Annotated in this window: 21 protein-coding genes; 8 read left to right on the top strand and 13 right to left on the bottom strand. The window is 55.4% G+C overall.

The features are described from left to right. Window positions 1–134: 134 nt before the first annotated feature. Window positions 135–1,019, top strand: coding sequence for a MurR/RpiR family transcriptional regulator (locus IT893_RS07350; protein ID WP_008891882.1), 885 nt, complete (start codon window positions 135–137; stop codon window positions 1,017–1,019). Between the two features lie 18 nt (window positions 1,020–1,037). Here the strand turns inward: IT893_RS07350 and IT893_RS07345 are convergent, their stop codons facing one another. Then, entirely contained in the window at window positions 1,038–5,474 is a 4,437-nt protein-coding gene (locus IT893_RS07345; RefSeq protein ID WP_197147344.1) for a translocation/assembly module TamB domain-containing protein, read from the bottom strand. After that, window positions 5,471–7,399 (bottom strand): autotransporter assembly complex family protein, encoded by a 1,929-nt coding sequence (locus IT893_RS07340; RefSeq protein ID WP_197147343.1) that lies wholly within the window; start codon window positions 7,397–7,399, stop codon window positions 5,471–5,473. The genes IT893_RS07345 and IT893_RS07340 overlap by 4 nt, the downstream gene beginning before the upstream one ends. A 632-nt stretch (window positions 7,400–8,031) precedes the next feature. Here IT893_RS07340 and IT893_RS07335 point away from each other — a divergent pair. Beyond that, complete coding sequence (locus IT893_RS07335; RefSeq protein WP_197147342.1) at window positions 8,032–10,002, top strand: GNAT family N-acetyltransferase; 1,971 nt, start codon at window positions 8,032–8,034, stop codon at window positions 10,000–10,002. A 40-nt stretch (window positions 10,003–10,042) separates the two neighbouring features. On the opposite strand, the gene IT893_RS07330 is transcribed toward IT893_RS07335, so the two are convergent. The 3 genes from IT893_RS07330 to IT893_RS07320 form a co-directional block, all read right to left on the bottom strand. Beyond that, on the bottom strand, window positions 10,043–11,185 hold the full coding sequence (locus tag IT893_RS07330; protein WP_252724106.1) for a peptidase C39 family protein: 1,143 nt from the start codon (window positions 11,183–11,185) through the stop codon (window positions 10,043–10,045). Window positions 11,186–11,331: 146 nt separating this feature from the next. After that, on the bottom strand, window positions 11,332–11,745 hold the full coding sequence (locus IT893_RS07325) for a TIGR01244 family sulfur transferase (protein ID WP_008891887.1): 414 nt from the start codon (window positions 11,743–11,745) through the stop codon (window positions 11,332–11,334). A gap of 144 nt (window positions 11,746–11,889) precedes the next feature. Next, complete coding sequence (locus IT893_RS07320; RefSeq protein ID WP_120225922.1) at window positions 11,890–12,114, bottom strand: DUF2892 domain-containing protein; 225 nt, start codon at window positions 12,112–12,114, stop codon at window positions 11,890–11,892. A 197-nt stretch (window positions 12,115–12,311) separates the two neighbouring features. Here IT893_RS07320 and IT893_RS07315 point away from each other — a divergent pair, with 197 nt between their 5' ends. Together IT893_RS07315 and IT893_RS07310 are read left to right on the top strand one after the other, a co-directional pair. Further along, entirely contained in the window at window positions 12,312–13,034 is a 723-nt protein-coding gene (locus IT893_RS07315) for a TenA family protein (RefSeq protein WP_197147340.1), read from the top strand. Next, entirely contained in the window at window positions 13,031–13,513 is a 483-nt protein-coding gene (locus IT893_RS07310; protein ID WP_064782040.1) for a GNAT family N-acetyltransferase, read from the top strand. The genes IT893_RS07315 and IT893_RS07310 overlap by 4 nt, the downstream gene beginning before the upstream one ends. Window positions 13,514–13,565: 52 nt before the next feature. Here IT893_RS07310 and pcaB read toward each other — a convergent pair whose 3' ends face one another. The 8 genes from pcaB to pcaD form a co-directional block, all read right to left on the bottom strand. Next, the gene (gene pcaB, locus IT893_RS07305; protein WP_197147339.1) at window positions 13,566–14,903 is read right to left on the bottom strand and encodes a 3-carboxy-cis,cis-muconate cycloisomerase; all 1,338 of its coding nucleotides are present in this window, start codon (window positions 14,901–14,903) and stop codon (window positions 13,566–13,568) included. Between the two features lie 145 nt (window positions 14,904–15,048). Next, the gene (gene pcaF, locus IT893_RS07300) at window positions 15,049–16,254 is read right to left on the bottom strand and encodes a 3-oxoadipyl-CoA thiolase (RefSeq protein WP_008891892.1); all 1,206 of its coding nucleotides are present in this window, start codon (window positions 16,252–16,254) and stop codon (window positions 15,049–15,051) included. Between the two features lie 23 nt (window positions 16,255–16,277). Beyond that, window positions 16,278–17,051, bottom strand: a complete 774-nt coding sequence (locus IT893_RS07295; RefSeq protein ID WP_197147338.1) for a CoA-transferase subunit beta — start codon at window positions 17,049–17,051, stop codon at window positions 16,278–16,280. A gap of 14 nt (window positions 17,052–17,065) precedes the next feature. Continuing rightward, on the bottom strand, window positions 17,066–17,920 hold the full coding sequence (locus IT893_RS07290; protein WP_008891894.1) for a CoA transferase subunit A: 855 nt from the start codon (window positions 17,918–17,920) through the stop codon (window positions 17,066–17,068). 137 nt (window positions 17,921–18,057) lie between these two features. After that, window positions 18,058–18,645 (bottom strand): protocatechuate 3,4-dioxygenase subunit alpha, encoded by a 588-nt coding sequence (pcaG, locus tag IT893_RS07285; protein WP_197147337.1) that lies wholly within the window; start codon window positions 18,643–18,645, stop codon window positions 18,058–18,060. 3 nt (window positions 18,646–18,648) lie between these two features. After that, window positions 18,649–19,350 (bottom strand): protocatechuate 3,4-dioxygenase subunit beta, encoded by a 702-nt coding sequence (gene pcaH / locus IT893_RS07280; RefSeq protein WP_197147336.1) that lies wholly within the window; start codon window positions 19,348–19,350, stop codon window positions 18,649–18,651. Window positions 19,351–19,355: 5 nt separating this feature from the next. Then, window positions 19,356–19,748, bottom strand: a complete 393-nt coding sequence (pcaC, locus tag IT893_RS07275) for a 4-carboxymuconolactone decarboxylase (protein ID WP_197147335.1) — start codon at window positions 19,746–19,748, stop codon at window positions 19,356–19,358. After that, complete coding sequence (pcaD, locus tag IT893_RS07270; protein ID WP_197147334.1) at window positions 19,741–20,541, bottom strand: 3-oxoadipate enol-lactonase; 801 nt, start codon at window positions 20,539–20,541, stop codon at window positions 19,741–19,743. The genes pcaC and pcaD overlap by 8 nt, the downstream gene beginning before the upstream one ends. A 145-nt stretch (window positions 20,542–20,686) precedes the next feature. Here pcaD and pcaQ point away from each other — a divergent pair, with 145 nt between their 5' ends. The 4 genes from pcaQ to IT893_RS07250 all read left to right on the top strand — a co-directional run bounded on the left by pcaQ (window position 20,687) and on the right by IT893_RS07250 (window position 24,865). Further along, a complete protein-coding gene (gene pcaQ / locus IT893_RS07265) occupies window positions 20,687–21,628 on the top strand; it encodes a pca operon transcription factor PcaQ (RefSeq protein ID WP_008891899.1) in 942 nt (313 codons plus the stop codon). Window positions 21,629–21,861: 233 nt separating this feature from the next. Next, window positions 21,862–22,893 (top strand): TRAP transporter substrate-binding protein, encoded by a 1,032-nt coding sequence (locus tag IT893_RS07260; RefSeq protein WP_197147333.1) that lies wholly within the window; start codon window positions 21,862–21,864, stop codon window positions 22,891–22,893. A 90-nt stretch (window positions 22,894–22,983) separates the two neighbouring features. Continuing rightward, window positions 22,984–23,481, top strand: a complete 498-nt coding sequence (locus tag IT893_RS07255; protein ID WP_008891901.1) for a TRAP transporter small permease — start codon at window positions 22,984–22,986, stop codon at window positions 23,479–23,481. Continuing rightward, window positions 23,474–24,865 carry a TRAP transporter large permease gene (locus tag IT893_RS07250; RefSeq protein WP_197147332.1) on the top strand — a complete coding sequence of 464 codons (1,392 nt, stop codon included), beginning with the start codon at window positions 23,474–23,476 and terminating at the stop codon, window positions 24,863–24,865. The genes IT893_RS07255 and IT893_RS07250 overlap by 8 nt, the downstream gene beginning before the upstream one ends. Window positions 24,866–24,894 lie beyond the last annotated feature (29 nt).

Raw genomic sequence — 24,894 nt, 5'->3', positions numbered from 1 at the left:
AACACGCGTGCGGGGTACTGACATGACGCTTAAATTGAAATTGTGGCTATCGCCTGCAAACGGAAATAATGTTAGTTCCCAATAAGGTGTCGGTTTTGACACACCAAACCAGATAGACGGATCAGGTCGATTCCATGCAACAAACCGCCGACATCATCAGCCTGCTGCGTAGCCAGTCCGGCAAATTTCCGAACCGCGAACAACTGGTCGCGGACTATGTCAGCGCACATCTGGAAGATGTCACAACCATTGCCCTGTCCGATCTGGCGAAAAATGTCGGGGTCAGCGAACCCACCGTCATTCGTTTTTGCCGCACATTGGGGTGCGATGGGTTCCGTGATTTTAAAATCCGCTTGGCGCAAAACCTTGCCGTCAGCATTCAGTATCTGACATCCGAAGACATTTCAGACGACACAACCGCCGCAGATGTGCTGTCAAACCATGTGCTGGGCGTGATCATTGATAACCTGCGTCTTCTGCGCGATCAGTTATCCTCCGATCAAATTGACCAGGCGGCCGACATTCTGGTCAAGGCACGTCAGGTGGCGTTTTTCGGAGTTGGAGGTGGATCAACCACTGTGGCGTTTGATGCCGCAAACCGCTTTTTCCGGTTGGGAATTCCGGCGCAATCGCAAAGTGACGGCTATTTGCAGCGTATGCTGGCCTCTACCTTTGGCGCCGAGGACGTGATATTCGCGATTTCCACCAGTGGTCGCCCGACGGAAATCATCCATTCCGCTGCCATTGCCCGCCAATATGGCGCCAAGGTCATCTCATTGACCAACCCAGACAGCCCGCTTGCCGCCGAAAGTGATCTGGTCATATCAATCAATATGCCGGAAAACCCCGATATCTATAAACCAACCGCCACGCGCCATGCGTTTCTGGCGACAATCGACGTAATCGCGACGGCTGTGGCACGACGGATGCCCGATCAGGCCAAGGAAAAGCTGCGACGCATTCGTTCGTCGCTGCTGACGGTTAATCCCCCAACCGGGCACCAACCAATCGGTGACTAAGCTCAGGTTTGTGCTGCCTTAATAATCAAGCCTGAACTGAACGCCAGCCTTGCTATCGATTTCGGTGCTTTCGCTGGTGACACTGATATTTGGTGTGACTTCAATCTCGACTTCGACCCCACTTGATCCCGGCGTTGACCCGGCCTTGGTGCCGACATAGACCCCCTCTGTCAGGTATTTACCCACCTTGACCTCCGGCCCGTCTTCGCCACCACCGACGCGCAGGACATCTGCACCGATGAAGCGCCGGATGCTGCCAACCACATCAAGACCACTACCACCGCCAGAAAGTTCGTTCAGGGCACTTGCCAGTTGCACGGCCTCGACTGCCGAAAGGCTGCCTTGGGATTTGCCAAACAGGACCTGAGACAGGATTTCGTCTTCTGGCAGCGACGGATTGGACGACAGCACCAGTTCCGGGTCGCTTGACGGCCCCTGGAACCCTGCGGTCACAACAAGATCTTCGGTGGTATAAACCCCTTCGATATCAAGCATCGGATCGGGGGGCGACGCACCGGCAAAGGTAATCTGAGAATCCCGGATCACGAATGTTTTGCCGATGACATCAAGCTGCCCGCGCAGGGCAGATAGCTGCCCGGTGATGCGTGGATCATCGGTGGTACCGGAAATTTCAAGGCGGCCGCCCCACTCGGAATCAAGTCCCTTGCCACGCACAAAAAGACGCCCGGGGATATCAACGGTCACGTCAAGATTACCGGTAAAGGCGTCGTCCGCTTCCTTTGTATCCTCGGCCTTTTCGACCTGCGCGGCGTCCGGCAAATTTTCAATCTCGATGGTCGGAACTGATTCCGGCAAGGCCAGGGTCAGATCGACCTCCCCGCGCAGGACCGACACCGTACTTTGGATATCAGCCTCTGACTGGGATCCGGTCACGCTGGCTTTTACATCCGCCCAGAATTGCAGTTCATCCTTACGTGATACGGCAACATTGCGCAGATCAGCCGAAACGTCATAGCGCATCTCGCCACCGTCAAGCAGATCAAGATCAACCGACGCATCAACAGTGCCTTTGCCACCATCCGTGGCCGTAATGGACGGAATGGAAAGACCGGCCTGATCAAAGGTGCCCTCAAGCGTTATCTGATCAAGGAGCGTGCCATATTCGAGGTTTTCATATCGTCCATTGGCCAGCGCAACATCCCCGTTCCAACGGATGTCATCAAGCGTCCCAGCCACATCAAGCGCAAGTTTGATCTTGCCCGACATCTGATGATCGGGTGCCGGAACATAAGGCCAGAATTCGGCAATTTGACCATTCACACGCACGCGGGCAGAAACAGGCGCAGCAAGATCCGGGCTGAATTCCTGTTCAAGCACAGAAATGGCAAGCGGAACATTTCCTTCGGCTGTCAGTGCTTCGACATCGCCATTGCCAAGCGATGCCTGCCCCGCAAGTTTTCCGTCCTCAAGCGTGATATCAAGCCGCATTTCAAAGGGTTTTAGCCCCGCGACTGCCTTTGCCGTGATGCCGGAAATGCGACCATTGACCTGTGCACTTGGCAAGTTCCCGCGTGTTTCACGCAAGGACGCATCAAGATTTGCGGTGCCGCTCAGCCCGTCAAAGCCGGAAATACGCCCCCACGGACCAAGATCAAAATCATTAAGGTGGAGCTCACCCGAGATGGATTTTTGCCCGGCTTCCTGATCAAGGCTTGCGACAAGATGGCCGGTACCAACCGTCAGGTCGGCGTCGAGTTGTTGCCGCCCGTTTTCACGCAAAACAAGTTCCAGTGGTTTGCGAAGCTCAATCGTCTGATCGCCAATGATCGCTTCAAGCCGATTGGCCGTCACAGCGATATCATTGCCAAGCGCCAGATCAGCAGCCAAGTCGGTCGAAATCGGTACATTGCCCTGATAAAGACCTGAACTGGTCAGCGTGATGGCAAGCGCATCCATGCCACCGTCAAGATCAAGGGCAAGCTCGTCAACGGCAATTGATCCGGCAATTATGTCACGGCCATCGAGCTCCGCTGAAATTTCCGGCACGTCAAACGCATTACCGATCGTTGCGGTCAGTTCGACATCTTCGATCATTGTCGGATTGGTGCCATCTGTGCTTGCCATCCGCAGGCCCTTGGCCGATGCATTTGCCGTAACGCTTTGGCGTTGACCATCCGGACGAAGGGCGATATCGGCCGTCACGGTACCGTTCACCAAGCTCACGCCAAACTGATCGAGAAATTCGGCATCCAGATTTGACAGCGTAACATCACCGCGCATCGGAATGCTGTAGTCGGGCAAGGCGATATCACCGCTCAACGCGACATGTTCGCCTTTAAGCGATATCTGCTCAACGCGCAGCGCATCTTCGGGCAGGACAAGATTTGCAGCCACTTCGTAAGGACGGTTGGCAAAGGTAAAGTTGCCCTTATTGGCAAGCGACAAAACAGCCTGTTCAGACCAAGTCATGCGGCTTGTCAGCACGATATCGGAGAATTCCTGACCCGAAACAGCAAGGCTTGGAACACTCAACTCAAACGTCCCCGGGGGTGCAGTCAGGTCACCTTCAAGATCGGCTGTCAGCTTTGCCGGGGCCATTTCAATGCCCAGATCCGGCGGCACCGCACCAGATGCAATATCAAGCGTGCTTTCAAGCGACATTTTCCCGAATGCCTCTGTAATGCGAAGCATCAGCGGACCGTCGATCATTGCGGTATCAAGTGCGCTGACATCAACGCTGAGATCAAGGTCGGGTGCAAGTGTCAGTTCGCCCGTGATACGCGGCTCGGAGCCGACGATACGATCAAGATCGGCAATCCCGAAACCGGCCTGACTGGCTGAAACCTCAATCCCGGTTTCCAGACCATGGGCCTCTGACCAGGTCAGGCCGGGCAAGGCAACCTGCCCCTGCCCGCGCAGATCAAGCCCCGAAATCGGCGCAAAAATCGCAAGATCACGGATATCAGCCACAAGGTTCGATGTCGTGACGACCAGATCCTCGTTAACGTCCGCCTGCCCGCGGAGCGTCATATCAGGCGTATTCAATGCCAGATTGCGGATCGCAATATCGGCAAAGTCCGGCGACATCTGCGCATCAAACGACAGGTCCTGCGCCGCCCCCAAAAACGCCCCCAGATCCAGGTCATCCCAATCCGTGCTGGTTGCGGAAAATGCGACGGTTGCGTCAAGTGGCTCATCCGCGTCATCGGGGGCTGCCATATCCGCCTGCAAGGCGATGTCGCCAATACGCGACACTGGCGTTTTCACATCACGGCCATTCACCCGCAGCGCCACACCGGGCATCGAAAGATTGCCATTGGCCTGAACGGAAAGCCCAAGTTCCGCCCATGAAACTGCATCGTCAAGCAGTGCCGACATTGCAGGATCAATATCGGCCGTTAAACCGGCCGTCATCAGGCTGTCTTCAAGGTCAAGTTCCGTTGTGCCCGATAGCGCCAGCACATCTGCCATCGCAATCGAAATGCGATCAAACGAAAGGATCTGTTCTGATTGATCAAATGCCCCGCCAACGCCCAGTGCGACTTCTTTATCCATGCTTGCTGGCAATTGTTCGCTTATGCGTTCCTGCGGTGAAAGCGCACCGTCGAGGGTAAATGCCACAACATCCGAAGACAGTTGAACGCCAATGTCGCTTGCAAGCGATGCATAGCCCGCCGCCGACAAATCAATCGTGCCTTTCCAGTCATTGGCCGGACCATCACCATTAAGCGCAATCTTGATATCGGTTGCGCTGGTCGGATCAACGCCAGCCAGGGTCATGACAAGTCCTTCGCGCCCCAACAAACCATCAATCTCGGCTGCAAGCTTTTGCCCGGGGCCGTCAAAATCCAGATCAAGTTTTATCCGGTCGGTACCGCCATCACGCGGCTGCAAATCCAGAAAGGCGGTCGCAGACAGATTTGTGCCAACCTTTGCCCGCCCATTCAGGCTATAGAGGAAACTGTTACCGGTAACCTGATCAACAATGGCAATTTCGCCAAGCTCAAGCGCGTCAAGCGAAACCGCCAGCGGCATGGCAAAGCCACCGCTGTCTTCGTCCTCTTCCTCGACCGTTTCCGGTGCGGTGCCGTCGGGCAAAATGACATTGGCCGTTGCCAGACTGATCTGATTGATTTGCAACCGACCAGCCAAAAGTGCCATCGGCGACCAGTCAAATTCGATATCATTGATATCAAGATGCAACCCATCTGTGGCGCGATCCATCGTCACCTGATCAAGGGTCAATCCAGTCCACAAACTGCCTTCGACCCGGCCAAGTGCAAATTCGCTGTCGGTTGCGGCCGATAAGGCCTCGTTGATCATCGGGGTTGCCATCCGCAATACCGGACCGGTCCCGGCAACGGCAATCAGGCCCGCAAGTCCAAGCACAGCCCCGCCCAGACCATAGGCACCATAGCGCAGCCACTTTGTCGAAGAACGGCGCGATGCGGAACGTTTGGGATTATTCGGTGGTGACGTGTCAGACCCGGTCAAAATGCCTGCCCCAGACTGATATAGAATTGAAAATCGTCATCAACGTTGTCGCGTTTATCAAGTGGTACGGCGACATCAAAACGTAGCGGCCCGACCGCGGTGTAATAACGGAAGCCAAGACCGGCGGCCCATAGAAGACTGATGTCTTCGGGTTCGGATCTGGCATACACGTTACCACCTTCGATGAATGGCACGATGCCAAAGCTTTCGGTCACACGGGCGCGGAATTCGGCACCGACTTCCAGTACGGAACGCCCGCCCAGCGGATCATTATCACCATCTAGTGGGCCGACTTTCTGGTATTCGTAGCCCCGGATGGAGCCACCACCGCCGGAATAATAACGTTTGTTCGATGGCAGGTTGCCGCGATCCTCGCCGATAATGGTACCGGTGCGTGCACGGGCCGCCAAAACATAGTCGCCCTCCTCGTCAATCGACAGGTATTGCGACCCGACGACCGATACGGTGGTGAAACCGGTATCCTTGTCTGTCAGGCCTATATAGGGCGATACGTTAATTTCAAAACGGTTCCCCCGGCTCGGATCAAGGGGGTTGTCGGTGTTGTCATGGCGCAAGATGCCCCGCAAACCAGCAAGGTAGAATTCCTCGTTCGGGGAGTCTGATCCGGTCAGGTCGGAATATTCCGCAGTGACACCAAATGTGGTTGTCCAGTTTTCCCAAAGCGGCCGTTCGATACCGGCAAAGCTGTCCAAGGTTGAGCCCTTATAGGCGTCGGTATCGTTGTTTTTGGCGTTGGCCTCAGCCACAAAGGACTGACGCCGCTCAAGAAACTGCGGCTTTTTGAATTCTGCCGACAGACCTTGTTCAAGGCTTGAAACATCAATCCCCAGCCGCAGACGTTCACCAGCACCAAACAGATTGCGATGTTCCCAGAACGCGTTGGCACCCGGACCATCAGCGGTCGAGAAATTCACCCCGCCACCGATCGAACGCATTTTGCGTTCAACCACTTCGATCTCAACCGGGATTTCGCCATTGTCGTTTACCGGACCGGCAACCTTGACAATCACACTATCAAACAGGTTGGTTTGCGCCAGATCGCGGCGCGTGGTGCGCACCTGATCAGGATGATATTGCTCACCCGACCGCCAGCTGCGGTATCCTGCGATGAAGTCCGCATCGACATCCTCTGCCCCATTGACGGTAATCTTGCCAAAATCGGCCTGCGGCCCGGTTTCAAAGGCATAATTGATCGTAATGGTTTTTTGCGCGGTGTCCGCCAAAACGGTTCGCTTGCCAGCCTCGACAAGCGGGTAACCCTGTTCGCGCAGGATATCGACACCGTATTGTTCGCCCAGAATGATCGGCTCCGCGGTTGCGCGCTGGCCGATTTCAAGGCGGGTCTTTTCAAGTTCCTTGTCCGTCGCATGGCGTTCCACCACACGATCGGGGTATGTGATCACAAGGTTCACCGCCGAAATCAGATAAGGCGTTCCGACATCGATATTATAGGTCAGAACCAGTGGGGTTGGCTGTTCGGATGTTGATGCCAATGCATCATCCCCGGACTGGCCATCCGCCAGGTCTTGTTCAGAACCAGCTTCAGGTGCGTCTTGGGCTGGCGCGCTCGATATATCTGCGGCGGCCTTTTCATTAATTTCAAAGGTGATCTGCCCGTCATAAAACCCCTTGGATCGCAGAACAGCCTGAAACCGTTCGACGTCATCTTCTGCACGGCGTTGCAGGCCCGCGCGCGAAGCGGTCGGGCGCGACTGCAAACGGCGCGCCGTGCTAACCCCATCCAACGCCGCAATCAGATTTTCTTCCTGGGGATCAATGCCGGCGATTTCGACTTCATAGGGGATGGTTGTTTGCAGATCATTTTGCGCAATCTCGCTGTCAGCACCGTCGCCAAAGCCAAGCACACCACTTAAGCCCTCGTCCGAGGTGCACGCCGAAAGCATCGACCCTGCCAGTAAAAGCGGAACGATTGCAAACCTGCGCCTGGGGATCGGAGATGTGTCTAGGATGCGTTTATTCAAACCATCTTGCCCTTGAAAGCTTTGCGGACGCAGTGCAACGTACGCCAACCTGTTTGTTTCTGATCTCTTGTTTATATAAGTGCAAACGATCAGGATGATTAAATGTTTCACAGCAGGCCCAATGAAAACACCTTATTTTCGTTAGGCTCAGGACCTATTAATTTGGTTCGAATGGTTAACCGAATTTGTGCGGATACGCGAAGCAAAACCGCAGGAAGATAAACATCTTTCAAGGTTTTACGACAAAGTAGCCCGTGCAAATTCGGTTAATCCGAAGGACAGAGGTTATATTTGCAAACTCCTGCGTCAAATCCCTTGGCCGGGACACCAACCCGACCTGCGGGTTTTTTCTTGGATTTCACAAATATAACCTCTGCCATTCAAATCAAATTAATAGGTCCTGAGCCTAGACCTGCTGGTCGAGTGTGACCTGTGCCATGATCCATGAAAAAAAGGCATGGCTATGAACAATAAATGCGCTTGCGACGAACGATCTTTGGGCGTACCGGAAGTTGAGCGCAACATATTTACCCTCATCGTAGGAGAGCTGCACAGTGACTTTGCCCCAGACCAATACTGTCATCATCCGTGCAGCCGTGCGCGACGACCTTGATGGTCTTTGCGCGCTTGAAAGCGGCAATTTCGAAAGCGATCTGATTTCGCGTGCCTCCTTCTCGCGGTTCCTGCGTCAGGCCAGTGCGCGCCTTCTTGTCGCAGACGCTGGTGATGCCGATCATCCTGAAATTGTCGGGTATGGTTTGCTGTTGCTGCGCACCAATACCGTTACAGCACGGATTTACTCGCTGGCGATTGCAAAAGACTGGCGCGGCAAGGGTTTGGGCACACAGCTTTTGGCTGGCCTTGAAAATCTGGCGATGGACGCGGGATGTACGCGCATGCGCCTTGAAGTGCGCGTGACCAACGAAACCGCGCGCAATCTATATGAACGTCATGGCTATGTCCGGATTGCCGACCTTCCGGGTTATTATGAAGATGGCAGTGATGGCATCCGCCTTGAACACGCGCTTTATGACGGTGAAAGTGCTGTCAGCCCGGCTGTTGCCACCGGTGCGCCGCTGATTTTGGTCGACCGTCTGTCAGATCAACGCTTTGCCGTGTCTGGCGCACGTGTCATGCGGGTGCGCGATTATCTCGCACTTGATCACGGTGTGCGGAACCGGCGCGTGATCAACCTGTGCCAGTCCTATGAATATCTGTCGCGGGGTTACTATTGCAGCCTTCTTGCGGCCGCCCGCGCAGAGCGCGTCATTCCCGAGGCCGATGTTCTTTTGGATCTGAACTGGAAACGGCTTCAGAAAACTGCACGTGCGGAACTCAGCCCGCAAATCATCGAGGCATTGGAAAAATCCGGCCAGACGCCTGATCAGGCCCCGGATCATATCGATGTCTATTTCGGGCGGACCGCCAACAAGAAGTTCCGTCAGATCGGCGAACGCGCCTTTGATCAGTTCCGCTGCCCGATCCTGCGCCTGCATCTGAACAAGCAGGACCGCAGAATTTTGCGCGAAATCGAAGCCCCGTCGATCAGTCAGCTTGATGATGACAAACTTGTCGAGTTCGAGGCAGCACTCCGTGCCTACCTACGTGGGCGTGTGCGCAAACAGGGCAACGTCACCCCGCCGACTGCCCTTGTCGCGATCCTGCATGATCCGGATGAAGTCCTGCCCCCGTCAGACAAGGAGGCGCTGGCCAATTTCGTGCAGGCCGCATCCGATCTTGGGGCCAAGGCCGAACTGATTACCGCAAAGGATTTCCATCATCTTTCGGAATTTGATGCCCTTTTGATCCGCGAAACCACGGCCCTTGATCACCATACCTATCGCTTTGCCAAACGCGCGGTAAAGGAAGGCATTCCAGTGATTGATGATCCGGACTCGATGCTGCGTTGTACCAACAAGGTCTATTTGGCCGAATTGCTGCGCACACACCGTATCCCGGCACCCAAAAGTGCGATTTTCGATAAGCGCCGCATTCCCGACATCGCAAAGCAATTCACCTTCCCGTCGGTTTTGAAGGTGCCGGATGGCTGTTTCTCGCGCGGGGTGCGCAAGGTGAAGTCACCAGAACACCTGAACGAAGTCGCGACCGAGATGTTCAAAAACTCCGAACTTCTGGTCATTCAGGAATATGTCGAAACCACCTTTGACTGGCGTATTGGTGTTTTGGGTGGTGAAGCCATCTTTGCCAGCCGCTATTTCATGGCACCGGGCCACTGGCAGATCGTCAAACACGAAGATGATGGCAAAAGCTATGAGGAAGGCGGGTTTGAAACCCTTGCGGTCGAAGACGCGCCGGCCGACATCGTTGCCACTGCCCTTGCCTCGGCACGTTTGATGGGCGACGGCCTTTATGGCGTGGATGTCAAGGAAACGCCGCATGGCCCGATGGTGATCGAGGTGAATGACAACCCGAATATCGATGCCGGGGTCGAGGATGTGGTTCTGGGCATGGATTTGTATCGCCGGATCATTGCGCATCTTCTTGGCAAGATCGCACGCCCATAAGGGCCTCTGCAGCATTCCATAAACGCAAAAGGCCGGGTTTTTACCCGGCCTTCTTGTCAATGAAGACGGCGGCTTGCAGTTTATCGCGGCCATAACGCGCCATCAGATCAAACTCGTGACGCAGGATCGGCACAGACAGACAGTCGCTGCCGGTATAGGGTTCATGGTCTTCGCCGATATCGGGATCACTGACATAGACAAACCGGTCATCAAAGCCCGAAACCACCACCCAATGCGGGATTTTATCGCCATAAATGCGGTATTGGCTGATCAGGACCAGGGCCATTTTACCCTGTTTGGTGCGTTCTTCGATCTCGGCAATGCCAAACGGGCCGGTCGTGACCGAAATACCGGCATCGAGTGCCTGACGGGCAAAGTCGTAATGCACCAGCTCGACCACTTCGCGGTTTTTCGGCTTTCGCACGGTATCAACGAATAACGGCCCGTCGCGGCTGCTCAGCACTTCGACATCAAAGCCGCGCTTGTGCGCCGCCAACGCCAAACCCAGCGGGCCACAGCCGCCATGGCCGGATGTCATGAAGATCGTGGTGGCTTCGCGCCACAATGCAATCTCAAGATTACGATCAAGTTCGATATCGTGATCCAGCGCATTCATCGCCATCATCAGGGCCGCCGGACCACAGGTAAATGGCAGGGTCTGGTGATAGAAATGGATGGGCGATGGCAAATGCATGGCATTGGGAACCAATACCTTTTCCATACGAAGCGCATTGGAATGATCGGGATAATAATCCGGATAAAGTGCAAATTCGCGATATCCGACTGCCTTGAAAAGCCGGATCGCATCCTTGTTTTTCTGGCTGACTTCAAGGCGCAGGATCGGTGTGCCAAAATCAAGGCTGAGTTCTTCGGCACGTTCAATCAGAGCACGACCAACCCCCTGCCCGCGCTGATCAGGTGACACCGCCATCGAATAAAGGCGCGCAAGCGCGACGTTGCTACGAAAAATCACCAGCGCGTAGCCAACAACAACGCCCCCGTCCCTGGTGGCTTCCGCCACAGTCAGACGCGCGGTCTCACTGCCGACGAAACGTTTGAAGGCACGCCGGGTCAGTCGGTCGACTTCAAAGGACCGGTTTTCGATCTCGCACAGGGCGTCGAGATCATCGCTCTTTGCCAGTCGAAATCTGATGTTGGAAAGTTGGTCTGCGTTTGACGTCATACCGGTGCCACTTGATAAAACCATGCCAGATACAGCATGCGCGGACATATCGTCATGAAACGCACAAAAGGAATAGTGCAATTTATGCGATGCTCACTGCGTTTTTTGCACAGCAACGCACCGCATAACCTGCAAATTCAAACAGCTTAGCCGCGTGCTGCAATCCGCGGCGCCAACGGCGCCATATCATATCCGGCCTCCGCCGCGGCCTTGACGATATCGCCAACCTGCATCTGCCCGGCATTGGCCAGCGACCAAAGGATGGTGCAGCGTGTACCACTGCGGCAATAAGCAAAGATGGGCTTTTCGGCGGCGGCCAGGTTTGCAGCAAAGGCATCCGCATCCGCGTCCGACACATTGCCACTTGCGACGGGCTGGAAGATCGCCTTCATACCGGCAGCCTCGGCCTTGGCGGCAACTTCGGAAAACGACGGTTGCCCGGGATCTTCGCCATCCGGGCGGTTGCAAATAATGGTTTTGAAACCGGCCGCAGCGATTTCGTCAATCGCAGCAAGCGGCATTTGCGGGGATACAGTCAGTTCATCACTCAGGCGTTTCATTTTTATATTCCGTTCGTCGTTGCCGGTTGTCACGCCCAAGGGATCGGGCATCGACAGCACGTCTGCAGGCTCAGGATGCCAGCATAACGTTCAAACAACAACAGATCGAACGGAATATTCCGGTTTCAAACGCCGTTTATTACCTTATTTGGAAAGCGGACAGGTCCGCAGGCCAAACAGCATGTAAAGCGGGCAGAAACGCAGTGCCGCAGTCGCCAACATGACAACACCGGCAGCAATCATCACCCAGCCATAAACGCCATAGGCCATGCCGCCACCTTCGGGCGCGGCCGAAACAAACGGAATAGCCAGCAAAACAACACCGGCAATCGCACGGACAACACGGTCGAGGGTTCCAACATTCGCCATAACTTCCTCCTTGGGAAAAGCTCTGATGGAGTGATTTATAACATTATAATCCAATCGATTACTTTGATACTTATCAATCGCCTCCATGCGGATCGGTACTTTGGCGGATGCCCTATTTCGTGGCTTGCCCAATGGTTGCGACCATGCCAAAAGTTCAAAACCCAAATGATATCAAGCTCCTCAGGAAACGCGCAGATATGAGCAACACCGCAAAGGCCGTTCCGGATTTTCCGTCATGGCGTCAAACCAATCCGAATGGTTTGTTTTCAGATTGGCTGAAGGCGTCCTGTGAGGATCAATGGCGTGCGGTAACCCACCATGTCTTTACCGATGCCTGGGGTGACGCCGCGCTTCCCAAGGCCAATCTTGAAAATTATCTTATTCAGGATCACCGGTTTATTGATCGGTTTGTTGCCCTGTTGGCCGCGGCCGTATCGCGTGCACCAAGCCTGAAGGATCGCATTCCGGGGTGTCAGTTCCTTGCCCTGGTCACGGGCGAAGAAAACACATATTTCGAACGATCCTTTGCCGCCCTTGGCGTGTCTGACGAGGCACGTGAAAACATGCCGGACTGGCCAGCAACAGCAGCGTTCAAGCAGCTTATGAAAGACGCCACGGACAGCAACAGTTACGCCAATATGCTGGCCGTTCTGGCCGTTGCCGAGGGCACCTATCTTGGCTGGGCGGATCGGGTTAACAAGGCCATCGCCAAACGCCCCGATGATTTCTGGTACGCCGAATGGATTGATCTGCATGTCGGGGTGTATTTTGAAAGTGTGGTTGCCTATCTGAATACCCAACTGGATCAAGTGGGACCGTCACTGTCAGAGGAAGACCGCGCCGAATGCCTGTCCTATTTCAAACGCGCAACCGATCTTGAATGTCAGTTCTTTGATACGGCATGGGGACCACAAGAATGATCACAATTCGTCCGTTTGCGAACAGTGATGCCAAGGCCTTGGTCGAGATTTACCGCCACTCCGTTACGGAAATTGGCCCCAACGCCTATAACCCCGAACAGGTTGCTGTGTGGGCAAAGCTTCTGCCGACGCCGGAACGGTTTATCGAAATCATGACAGATGGTCGGTTCAGTCTTGTCGCGGTTGATGACAATGATCAGGTTGTCGCATTTGGCGATGTCGAGGCCGATGGCCATATCGGGTTTCTGTATGCCCTGCCCGATTTTGCGGGCAAAGGTATTGTGACGAAACTGTATGACGCGCTTGAAGCGCACGCGCGCAAACAGGATATCGGCAAGCTTTACTCCGAGGCCAGTGAATTTGCCAAATCCTTCCTGCTTAAACAGGGCTTTGGCGTTGTGGAGCGTCGCGATTTCGAAGTCGCTGGCGTCCCTATCCACAATTACGCGGTTGAAAAGCGCCTGCGCGCACCGCGCTGACCAAATCACTGCATCACACACAAAAAAGGCTGCCATCCGGCAGCCTTTTTCGCTAGTCGCGCAAGCCACGCTTGGCGGCCCCCAAAACACGATCAATAAACACATCCGACTGCCCGATGTAATTGACCGGGTTACGGATATGCGCCCAATCCACCGGGGCGTCGGTCAGTTTTGGCAATTCATCAAACAGGTTCGATGCGTTTTCTGCCGACTTGGCGATGGCATCTTTGACCAGTTTATCCGCGGCATCGCGGCCAAGGTGATCGGCCAGCGCAAATGTCGCGGCCTCTGCCAACATCGCCCCGCGTGACAGCTCAAGGTTTTCGGCCATGCGGCCCGCATTGATTTTAAGATCCGGCACCATATCAACCGCTTGCGCAAGTGCCGCACCGGTTGCGGTAATGATCTGTGGCAAGGTCAACCATTCCAAAAGCCAGCTTGCCCCGCTTCGTTCATGATCGTGCAGTTGCGCCTGGGCAAAGGTACCAAGCAGCCCGGCATTAAAGCGTGCCAGTGTCACCAGCATTTCCGCCTGCACCGGATTGGATTTGTGCGGCATGGTCGATGACCCGCCGCCCTTGCCCGGCTGAACCTCGGCAATTTCGGACTGTGCCAGCAGAACCAAGTCCTGCCCCATCTTGCCAAGCGCACCGGTTAACGCTGTTAACTGGCTTGCGAAATCAACAAGGACGTCACGCTGCGCATGCCAGGGCATATCAGCAAGCGGAAGATCAAGTTCTTCGGAAAGATTGCTTTCGACGTCTGCGGCCGTCACCCCGATCGAGGCCAATGTACCCGCAGCGCCGCCAAACGAAATCCGCAGCAAATCCGATGACAGGCTGTCAATCCGGTGATCAATCCGTACAAGCGGTGCGAGCCATCCGGCAGCCTTGAGACCAAAGGTGGTGGGTACAGCCTGCTGGGATCGCGTCCGCCCGATCATTACCGTGGTGCGATGCGTGTCGGCATGGACAGACAGCGCCTTGGCCAGTTTGCGAATGCGGCGACGAATGATTGCAACCGCATCGCGCAGCTGCAGGACAAGTGCGCTATCAACCACATCCTGGCTGGTCGCGCCAAAATGGACATAGCGTGCGTCGTCACCGCCAATTTCCGCCTTGAGCGCCTTAACAAGGGCTGGCACAGGCACCCCGGCACTGGCCGTTGCAGCCGCAAGGCTTGCCGGATCGGGCGTAAAATCGCGGCAGACTTCGGCAATGCGGGTGGCACTTTGTTCGGGGATCACACCTGCGCGCGCTTCGGCCGCGGCAAGGGCCGATTCAAAAAGCAGCATGGATGCAATCTGTGCCCGGTCATCAAACAGGGCCGCGATCTCCGGATCGGAAAACAGATTTCCAAGCAGGGCAGAGTCAAAGGGCGAAACGCTCATCAGGGTTCATCCACCGTTCAAACAGGTGTGAAATCAAGTCGATAGTGTCGCGCCAGCAACCATATTGGTCAATAACGCAAAAAGAAGCCCCTGCCCGACAACCGGCACAGGGGCACCTTTTTCAAAGATCAATCAGCCATCAGCCTTAAACAGCTTCAAGCGCAATCGCGATACCCTGACCGACACCAATGCACATGGTTGCCAGCGCCCGCTTGCCACCAGAACGCTTCATCTGAAGCGCAGCCGTGCCGGTGATACGTGCACCCGACATACCCAACGGATGACCAAGGGCAATCGCACCACCATTCGGGTTCACACGTGCGTCGTCATCGGCAATACCAAGATCGCGAAGCGTTGCAAGCCCTTGTGAAGCAAAGGCTTCGTTCAGTTCGATCACGTCAAGCTGCTCTGTCGACCAGCCAAGACGTGCGAGAAGTTTTTTCGATGCCGGTGCCGGGCCAAAGCCCATGATGCGTGGTGCAACACCCGCAGTCGCACCACCAACAACCCGTGCAATCGGGGTCAGGCCGTATTTCTTGACCGCTGCCTCCGATGCGATGATCAGGGCCGCGGCCCCGTCATTGACACCCGATGCGTTACCGGCCGTGACCGAACCGCCTTCGCGGAACGGGGTCGGCAATTTGGCAAGTTTTTCAGCCGTGGTGCCCGGACGCGGATGTTCATCCTTGTCCACAACAATGGCATCGCCTTTACGCTGTGGGATGGTCACCGGGGTGATTTCCTCGCCCAGATTACCATTTTCCTGTGCGGCGACCGCCTTGTCCTGCGAACGGGCGGCAAAGGTGTCCTGATCTTCACGCGAAATATTGAAATCCTCGGCAACGTTTTCGCCGGTTTCGGGCATGGAATCCACGCCGTACTGTTTCTTCATCACCGGGTTTACGAACCGCCAGCCGATGGTGGTGTCATAGATCTCTGCATTCCGCGAAAATGCCGACGTCGCCTTTGGCATGACAAACGGCGCACGTGACATGCTTTCAACGCCACCGGCAATCATCAGATCGGCTTCGCCCGATTTGATGGCACGGGCGGCCATAATGATCGCATCCATGCCCGAACCGCACAGACGGTTGACCGTGGTTCCGGTCACTGTTTCCGGCAGCCCTGCCAAAAGCGAAGACATACGCGCAACGTTGCGGTTGTCTTCACCAGCCTGGTTGGCACAGCCAAAGATGACATCGTCAACAGCGGCAAAATCCAGATCCGGATTGCGGTCGATCAGCGCCTTAAGCGGAACAGCGCCAAGATCATCGGCGCGCACCTGCGACAGGCTGCCGCCAAAGCGGCCAATCGGGGTGCGGATATAATCGCAAATATATGCGTCAGCCATTTCTAAGATCCTTATTATTGCTCTTACTGCTGGTCCCCATGGGCCCTGGCGGTACGAGCATGCAGTTCACGCAGAACCTGCAATTCTTTCTCGGACGGGATCGCAGTTTCCGCGACTTCGTCGGCAAACTCAACATCCCAACCGGTATTTTCGATGATTTCTTCGCGGGTTACGCCCGGATGGATCGAGGTCACAACGAATTGCTTGCCCACCGGATGCGGTTCCATGATGCAAAGATCCGTGATCAGACGCGACGGACCCTTGGTATCAACGCCGTAAGATGCACGATCATTGCCCCCCTTGCCGTGACCAAGCGATGTCACGAAATCGATCTTTTCAACGAAGCCACGCTTGCTTTGCTTCATCACCAAAAAGACTTCGCCACAGCTGGTCGCGATTTCCGGCGCACCACCACCGCCCGGCAGGCGGACTTTGGGGTTGTCGTAATCACCGATCACGGTGGTGTTGATGTTGCCATACTTATCAAGCTGGGCCGCACCAAGGAAGCCAACCGAAATCTTGCCACCCTGAAGCCAGTAACGGAACATTTCCGGCACGGCGACGGTGTTCACCGCGGTTTCGCACAACTCACCATCACCAATCGACAGCGGCAGGACATCCGGCTTGGTGCCAATCGTGCCGCTTTCATAAATAAGCGTAATGTCGGGTGCATGGGTCAGGCGTGCCAAGTTGCACGCGGCCGACGGCATCCCGATGCCAACAAAGCACACATCGTCGTTTTTAAGCGCGCGTGCGGCGGATACCGTCATCATTTCAGTCGGGGTATATTCAACCATGATTTTTCCTCCGCTTAGCCTTTGTTTGCTTCACGCTTGGCCGCGAAATCTTCGGGACCGCCATTAATGACATGCTCTTCGAGCCAGGCCTGGAACGTTTCACGATCACGTGCAATCGGGTCCCATGCCTTATAGAACGCGTTGTCGCGCTTATAATATCCTTGGGCGTAGGACGGATGCGCCCCACCCGGCACTTCAACAATCGCAGTCACCGCCCAGTTCGGCAGCATGACGGCGTTGGGTGAAATATCACCGAAATCATCGACGATCTCTTCGACGGTGATGATGGATTTTTTCGCGGCCAGAACGGCTTCTTTCTGCACACCGACAATGCCTTCAAACAGGACGTCGCCCTTTTTGTTGGCTTTCTGGGCATGCACCACAGTGACGTCCGGGCGGATCGCCGGAACAGCCGCCAGGCTTTCACCGGTGAATGGGCATTCGATGAACTTGATGTTCGGGTTCACACGCGGCAGCTCCGCCCCGCGATAGCCCTTGAACACCGCACAAGGCAGGCCAGCAGCACCGGCGTCATAGGCATTGGCCATCGCTGCGTGGCTGTGTTCTTCGATCTCAAGCTTGGTCGGCCAGCTTTTTTCATAGGCATCGCGCAGACGATGCAGCGAGCCAACACCAGGGTTACCGCCCCAGGAAAAGATCAGTTTCTTGGCACAACCGGCCCCGATCAACTGATCATAGATCACATCGGGCGTCATGCGGACCAAGGTCAGGTTCTTGATGCCCTGACGGATAATCTCGTGCCCTGCGGCATGCGGGATCAGATGGGTAAAGCCTTCCATCGAGATGGTGTCGCCATCCTTAACGCAGGATGCGACTGCTTCTTTAAGCGACATGAAACGTGCAACCACGGCAAAACTCCTGTGGCATCAATCCAAAACATTAGAAACGCGGGGCAGTTGCCCCGGTAGTGCAGGAAATTCAGGTCGATGGCTGCGACCGCCGGCTTTCCCCAAAGCAGCGGACGCAGCCATCGGGCCAGATCGACTTACACGTCGAAGAACACGGTTTCAGCATTCCCCTGCATGTGAATATCGATCCGGTATTCAATCCCCGTCGGGGTTTCGACACGCTTGGCAATCAGGGTGTCGCGACGATCCGCTGGCACCGACTGCAAAACAGGGTCCTTGGCATTCCGTTCCGCCTCATCGTCGAAATAAAAACGGGTAAAGGCGTGAACCAGCATGCCGCGCATAAAGACGATGACGTTGACAAACGGCGCCCCGGCGTCGGCAACGACACCCGGCTTTACCGTGTCAAACCAAAAGCGCAGCTTGGCATCCGTGCCGGTGCCGCAACGGCCAAGCCCGCGGAAACCGGTCTCGGACACATCAATCGGCTTTTCGTTGTAATGACCGTCGGCATCGGCCTGCCAGATTTCGATCATCGCATCATTGACCGGGTTGCCATCGCCATCAAAGACGGTACCGATGATGCGGATATGTTCGCCCTTGGCATCCGGGCCGGCAACGGTCGGATCGGCGATGTCGGTAAAGTCGTATGCGTACTGGCCTGCGGTCAAGCCATAGGCGAAATACGGACCAACCGTCTGTGAGGGGGTTTCACCATAAGCCATGACTTAATTCTCCATCGGGGTGCCGTTGCGTCCACGCAGGACAATGTCGAACTGATAACCAAGGGCGAAGCCCTCCTCGGTCTTGTCGATCGAAAATTTGGCAATCAGGCGTTCACGGGCGGCTGCGTCCTCGGTGCCAAGGAAAATCGGATCAAGATCAAGCAGCGGATCACCCGGGAAGTACATCTGGGTCACAAGACGGGTGGCAAAGCCCGGACCAAACAACGACAGGTGGATATGGTTCGGACGCCACGCATTGAAATGGTTGCCCCACGGATAAGCGCCCGGCTTGATGGTATAGAATTTGTAGTTGCCCTGATCATCGGTAAAGCAACGCCCCGACCCGCGGAAGTTCGGGTCCAGCGGCGCGTCATGCTGATCGACCTTGTGCACGTAACGGCCTGCTGCGTTCGCCTGCCAGACCTCGACCAGGATATTGGGCTGCGGACGACCATCGGTATCCATCACCCGACCATGCACGACAATACGTTCGCCAAGCGGCTCGCCATTGACGACACCGTTTTTGGTCAGATCGAAATCAAGCTCACGCACGCTTGCCGGGGCAAAGCGCGGGCCGGTGCCCTCGCTCACACCCGATTTGATCGCAAGCGGTGCCTGGGTCGGACCACGCAACAGGGTCGATTTGTAACCGGGTGCGATATAGGGGGCGTGGGAGCCCCAGTCACGCGGCTTGAAGGTGGACATGAGGCTTACTCTCCCTTTGATGCCGCGTCGATCTCGGCATAGGTTTGTTTGGCAATGCGGAAGGCCGTATTGGCGGCAGGAACGCCGGCATAAACCGCAACATGCATCAGGGTTTCACGGATATCGTCGCGCGTTGCCCCGGTATTCAGCGTTGCGCGAATATGCATCGCAAGTTCTTCTTCGTGGCCAAGCCCCGCAAGCAGCGCGATGGTCACGATGGAGCGTTCACGCTTGGTGAAGGCATCGCTTGTCCAGACACCATTCCAGACATTCTCGGTGATATAGCGCTGAAAACCTTCGTCGATTTCCGTAATTTTTTGGGTGGCGCGATCCACATGTGCATCGCCCAGAACGGAACGGCGGGTTTTCATGCCAACGTCATACCGGCTCTCAGACAAGGTTCTTCTCCTTGGTAAATCGGTCGATCAACCGGGTCAGCAATTCCGGGGTTTCGATGCATGGCAGATGCCCGACCCCGTCAATCAATTCGAATTCGGCATTGAGGATCATTGATGCCATGGCGCGCACCACATCGGGCGGCGTTGCCAGATCTTCCGATCCACAGATACATAATGTCGGCACAGCAATTTTTCCCGCCGCATCGCGCAGATCACCATCGCGCAGCGCAATACAGGTCCCGACGTAACCCTCAACCGTGGTGCGCACCAGCATGTCGCGATACATCGCGGTTTCGAGAACCCGTTCCTTGCGGAAGGTCGACGACAGCCAGCGTTCCATGATCGCATCGCCCATGGACGCAATCCCGCCCGCCTTGATCGCCTCGATCCGGGTGTTCCAGCTGTCATAATCGCCAAGCTTGGCGGCGGTATCGCACAGGATCAGACCCCGCACACGGTTTGGTACCAGTTCGGTGACTTTCTGGGCGATCAGACCGCCAACAGACAGACCGCAAATGATCACCTGATCAAGGCCAAGGTAATCAAGCAACCCGATCAGATCATTGGCATGCAGCGCGACGTCATAAGGCGCATCACCAATACCCGACAGGCCATGCCCGCGTTTGTCATAGGTCACGATGTTGAACGTTGAGGAAAGCGCATCAACGACATCATCCCAGATGCGATGATCCGTCCCCAGAGAATTTGCAAAGACCAGTGCCGGGCCGTTTTTCGGGCCTGACTGGCTGTAATGAATGTGTGTCCCGTTGACCGGGGCGACTTGCAGACTCATTATCGTTTCCACCCTGCTTGTTTGTCCTCACATTCGCAGATGGTTTTGGTTATGTAAAATGAGGAATTGCGTAATTTGCATAACTATATAATTATGCATGAACCAGCCATAAGAACATTCTAAACTGTTGATGTATAGGGCACCCATGCTTGATCAACGCATTAAATTCCGCCATCTGACCTGCTTTCTTGAGGTCGCGCGCCAACGCAGTGTCGTCAAGGCCGCCGATACGCTTTCGATCACCCAACCCGCTGTTTCCAAAACCATTCGCGAGTTGGAAGAACATCTTGATGCGCGGCTGTTTGACCGATCAAAGCGCGGCGTCACCCTGACCGATTTCGGCAAGGTTTTCCTGCGCTATGCCGGGGCAAGTGTTACGGCGCTTCGCCAAGGTGTCGACAGCATCAGTCAGGTGCGCATGCAGGGCGGGCTGTCGATCAATCTTGGGGTTCTGCCAACAGTTGCCGCCAGCGTGATGCCCAATGCCATCCGGCATTTCAAAACACTCAGCCCCGATACCACGGTCAAGGTCGTGGCCGGTCCGAACGTGATGTTGATGGGGCAATTACGCGTGGGTGAACTTGATCTGGTGGTCGGGCGACTGGCCGAACCCGATCAGATGTCGGGATTGTCGTTCATACATTTATATTCCGAGCACATTTCGCTGGTGGCGCGGCCGGGCCATCCGTTGCTGGCCGACAAGAACCCGGACATTACCCGCATTCGCGAATTCACCGTTCTGGTGCCGCCCAAACATGCGATTATTCACCCCACGGTCGACAAGATGCTGATTGCGCATGGCATTGGTGCCATCCCCGACCGTATCGAAACCGTTTCGACATCTTTCGGGCGTGCTTTTACGCGCGAAACCGATGCGATCTGGATCATTTCGAACGGGGCTGTGGCATCCGACATTGCCGAAGGGCATCTGGTCGAACTGCCGATCGATACCAGCGATACCTTTGGTCCCGTTGGCCTGACGACCAGAATTGATTCGCCAATTTCGCCGCCGGTTGAAATGTTGATCAATGCTGTGCGCGAAGAAGCACAACGTCATCACAGCGCACAGGCAGGGGCGAAAGGATAATCATTTGGTTATGGATATGTGCTTACATATCATTATACATAACCATCACGTACCGATTAGATTGCCTTTAATTCGACATGGCTGAAATGCGCCAAACGCAAGTCATGTGATAAAAAGAAGAACAAAAACAATAACAAAAAGAACTCTTGGAAAACTTCGCACGCTAGATGCGCATCGTGGCTGAACGTTTGTCAGCGCAATGAACGCGACAAGACGTTCAAAGGAGGAAGAGAATGAAACAGATCACCAAAATGCTTGCCGGTGCTGCTGTCGCGACCATGGTGTCGTTCGGCGCACAGGCACAGGAAGTTACCCTGACCGTCCACCATTTCCTGGGTCCGAAAGCACCGGCCCAGTCGAAAATGATCGAACCGTGGGCCAAGAAAATCGAAGAAGAATCAAACGGCCGTATCAAGTTTGAAATCTTCCCGTCCATGTCGCTGGGTGGTAACCCGCCCGAACTGTATCGTCAGGTCCGTGACGGCGTTGCCGACATCGTCTGGACCCTTCCGGGTTATACCCCGGGCGTATTCCCGCGCCTTGAAGTGTTTGAACTTCCGGGTGTTCACCTTGGCGATGCACGCGCAACCAACCTTGCGATGTGGGATCTTCGTGATGAATATGCCGAAGACCTTACCGACATTCACCCGCTTGCCGTTCACGTGCATGCCGGTCAGGCCATCCACCTGACCAGCAAGGAAGTCCGCACGGTTGATGACGTCAAGGGTCTGAAGCTGCGTACCCCGACCCGTACCGGTTCCTGGGTGATTGAATCCTGGGGTGCAGAGCCCGTTGGCATGCCGGTTCCGGCCCTGCCGCAGGCCATGTCGCTTGGCGTGGTTGATGGCGGCCTGGTGCCGTTCGAAGTTGTGCCGCCGCTGAAACTGGCTGAACTGATTTCCTATTCTGTTGAAGGCGAAGGCGTAAATTCACGCTTTGGTACCTCGACCTTCCTGTTTGCAATGAACAAGGACCGGTATGAGAGCCTGCCCGATGACCTGAAAGAAATCATCGACCGTAACTCTGGCCGTGATTTTGCTGCTGAAATCGGTGACGTGTTTAACGGCGTTGAAGAAGTCGGCAAGCGTATGGTCAACGAAGGCAAAGGCCAGGTCGTTCAGATCACCGCTGCCGAAAAGGCAACCTTTGACGATGCGTCTGCATCGGTCGTTGATCGCTGGATCGAAGAAGCCAAATCCAACGGCATCGATGGCGCGAAACTTGTCGAAGATGCCAAGGCCGCTGTTCAGAGCCACACCAAGTAACATCCCGACGTTGCTGGTAAATCTTGTGGGGTCACGTATCATGGAGACACCTGATACGTGACCCTCTGTTCCCGCAAGAATGTTAGAGATATGAAAAACGTGCTCTACAAGGCCGCTTCGTGGCTTGCTGTTGCCGGTGGCATGCTTGCCCTGCTGATCTCGATTGTGACGATTGTCAACGTCACCGCCTTTGGTCTCGACAAGATCGCCCGGCTGTTTGATGCCAATGTCCCGGCCATTATCGGCTATGAGGACTTTGTCAGCATGATCGTCAGTTCGGCGGCGTTGATGTTTTTCCCCTATTGTCAGGCACATCGCGGCCATGTCGCGGTGGACGTTTTCATCAAGATGTTTCCCGACTGGTTTGCGCGGATGGTCGATACCCTGTCGTCCGTTCTGATGACCGCACTCGCCCTGTTCCTGGGGTATATGATGGTCAATGGCCTGATTGAAGTGCGCAGCGACAATACCCTTTCGGCAATTTTGGGCTGGCCGATCTGGCCGTTCTATGTCCCGGGCATCATTGCAATGTTCCTGTGGGCGGCAATTGCCGGAAACCAGATTTTCGAGAGAGAGGCCGATGTCTGAACGTGAATTGATCGGCCTTGGTGGCCTTGCCCTTCTCTTTGTGATCCTGGCACTGCGTGTGCCCGTCGGCCTTGCCATGGTGGGTGTCGGCATTGGCGGCAACTATGTGCTCAGCCTGTTTTTCCCGTTCCTGCGTTTTGATCCCTATCTGCAGCAGTTCAAATCCCTGTTTTACGGGATTGTGTCGAACTACGAACTTTCGGTCGTGCCACTGTTTGTTCTGATGGGGTATCTGGCAAGTCAGGCCAACCTGTCGCGCGATCTGTTTCAGGGTGTCAATGCGATGCTGGGTCGCTTCCGTGGCGGCGTTGCCATGGCTGCCATCGGGGCGTGTGCCGGTTTTGGCGCGGTATGCGGGTCGTCGCTTGCGACCGCATCAACCATGGGCAAGGTCGCCCTGCCCGAACTTGATCGCCTGAAATACTCCCCGCGTCTGGCAACCGGTACGCTGGCTGCGGGTGGGACGCTTGGCATTCTGATCCCGCCATCGGTGGCGCTGGTGATTTATGCCGTGACGGTTGAGGCATCGATCATTCAGATGTTTCAGGCGGCCATCATTCCCGGTCTGATTGCGGTTCTGTTCTTTATGGCGGTGATTGCCATTCAGGTGCGCCTGAACCCGTCACTGGCCCCGAAACCCGAACCGATGCCCGCCGCTGAACGCAAGGAAGCCCTGCTGCGCCTGATCCCGGTGATGGTGATCTTTGGCTCGATCATTCTGGGGCTCGGTGCCGGTCTGTTTACCCCGACACCGGCGGCCGGTGTGGGCGTGTTCGCCATTCTGGTTTACGGCGTCTATATGCGCATTCGCGGCAAAGGTGGCCTGACCTGGAAAGGTCTGCGCCAGTCGCTTAAAGACACCGCCATCACATCCTCGATGATTTTCTTCATCCTGCTCGGTGCGGAAATCCTCAAGGGCTTCTTTAGCCGTGCCAACCTTCCGGCCTATATGGCCGAAGCCGCCGCCACCAGCGGCTTTGATCCGTGGCTTGTCATGGTCTTGATGTTGCTTGCCCTGATCCTGCTGGGCTGCTTCATGGAAAGCCTGTCGATGATTGTCGTGGTCATCCCGTTCTTCTGGCCGGCCCTTGTTGACATCAATGGCGGCGACTGGGCGACGGCGGCAACCGCGGCCTATGGCATGGGGACCGAGGATCTGAAGATCTGGTTCGGGATCCTCGCACTCATTGTCGTGGAATTGGGGCTGATTACGCCACCTGTGGGGCTGAATGTATTTATCATCAACGCACTCGCCAAGGGTGTCCCGATGAGCCAGACCTTCCGCGGTGTGATGCCGTTCTTTGGCGCGGAGATCATCCGTATTCTGCTTCTGATCTTTGCGCCGATATTAACCTTGTTTGTGCCAACACTGCTTGGCAATTAGCGACGCTAACAGAACTCGGAAAAGCCCGC

Origin of the sequence: Thalassospira sp. A40-3, assembly GCF_015871485.1 — a bacterium.
Taxonomy (GTDB): Bacteria; Pseudomonadota; Alphaproteobacteria; order Rhodospirillales; family Thalassospiraceae; genus Thalassospira; species Thalassospira tepidiphila.
The sequence above is the reverse complement of the archived record's forward strand: the minus strand, read 5'-3'. Positions and strand labels throughout refer to the sequence as shown.

Bases quoted from the DNA above. Each gene is read 5' to 3' on its own strand.
- pcaB (WP_197147339.1), bottom strand. From the start codon at position 14,903: ATGAGCGTTTCGCCCTTTGACTCTGCCCTGCTTGGAAATCTGTTTTCC.
- IT893_RS07350 (WP_008891882.1), top strand. From the start codon at position 135: ATGCAACAAACCGCCGACATCATCAGCCTGCTGCGTAGCCAGTCCGGC.
- IT893_RS07325 (WP_008891887.1), bottom strand. From the start codon at position 11,745: ATGAAACGCCTGAGTGATGAACTGACTGTATCCCCGCAAATGCCGCTT.
- pcaH (WP_197147336.1), bottom strand. From the start codon at position 19,350: ATGTCCACCTTCAAGCCGCGTGACTGGGGCTCCCACGCCCCCTATATC.
- IT893_RS07330 (WP_252724106.1), bottom strand. From the start codon at position 11,185: ATGACGTCAAACGCAGACCAACTTTCCAACATCAGATTTCGACTGGCA.
- IT893_RS07255 (WP_008891901.1), top strand. From the start codon at position 22,984: ATGAAAAACGTGCTCTACAAGGCCGCTTCGTGGCTTGCTGTTGCCGGT.
- IT893_RS07250 (WP_197147332.1), top strand. From the start codon at position 23,474: ATGTCTGAACGTGAATTGATCGGCCTTGGTGGCCTTGCCCTTCTCTTT.
- pcaF (WP_008891892.1), bottom strand. From the start codon at position 16,254: ATGGCTGACGCATATATTTGCGATTATATCCGCACCCCGATTGGCCGC.
- IT893_RS07295 (WP_197147338.1), bottom strand. From the start codon at position 17,051: ATGGTTGAATATACCCCGACTGAAATGATGACGGTATCCGCCGCACGC.
- pcaD (WP_197147334.1), bottom strand. From the start codon at position 20,541: ATGAGTCTGCAAGTCGCCCCGGTCAACGGGACACACATTCATTACAGC.
- IT893_RS07340 (WP_197147343.1), bottom strand. From the start codon at position 7,399: ATGCTTTCGGCGTGCACCTCGGACGAGGGCTTAAGTGGTGTGCTTGGC.
- pcaG (WP_197147337.1), bottom strand. From the start codon at position 18,645: ATGGCTTATGGTGAAACCCCCTCACAGACGGTTGGTCCGTATTTCGCC.
- IT893_RS07315 (WP_197147340.1), top strand. From the start codon at position 12,312: ATGAGCAACACCGCAAAGGCCGTTCCGGATTTTCCGTCATGGCGTCAA.
- pcaQ (WP_008891899.1), top strand. From the start codon at position 20,687: ATGCTTGATCAACGCATTAAATTCCGCCATCTGACCTGCTTTCTTGAG.
- IT893_RS07260 (WP_197147333.1), top strand. From the start codon at position 21,862: ATGAAACAGATCACCAAAATGCTTGCCGGTGCTGCTGTCGCGACCATG.
- IT893_RS07310 (WP_064782040.1), top strand. From the start codon at position 13,031: ATGATCACAATTCGTCCGTTTGCGAACAGTGATGCCAAGGCCTTGGTC.
- IT893_RS07320 (WP_120225922.1), bottom strand. From the start codon at position 12,114: ATGGCGAATGTTGGAACCCTCGACCGTGTTGTCCGTGCGATTGCCGGT.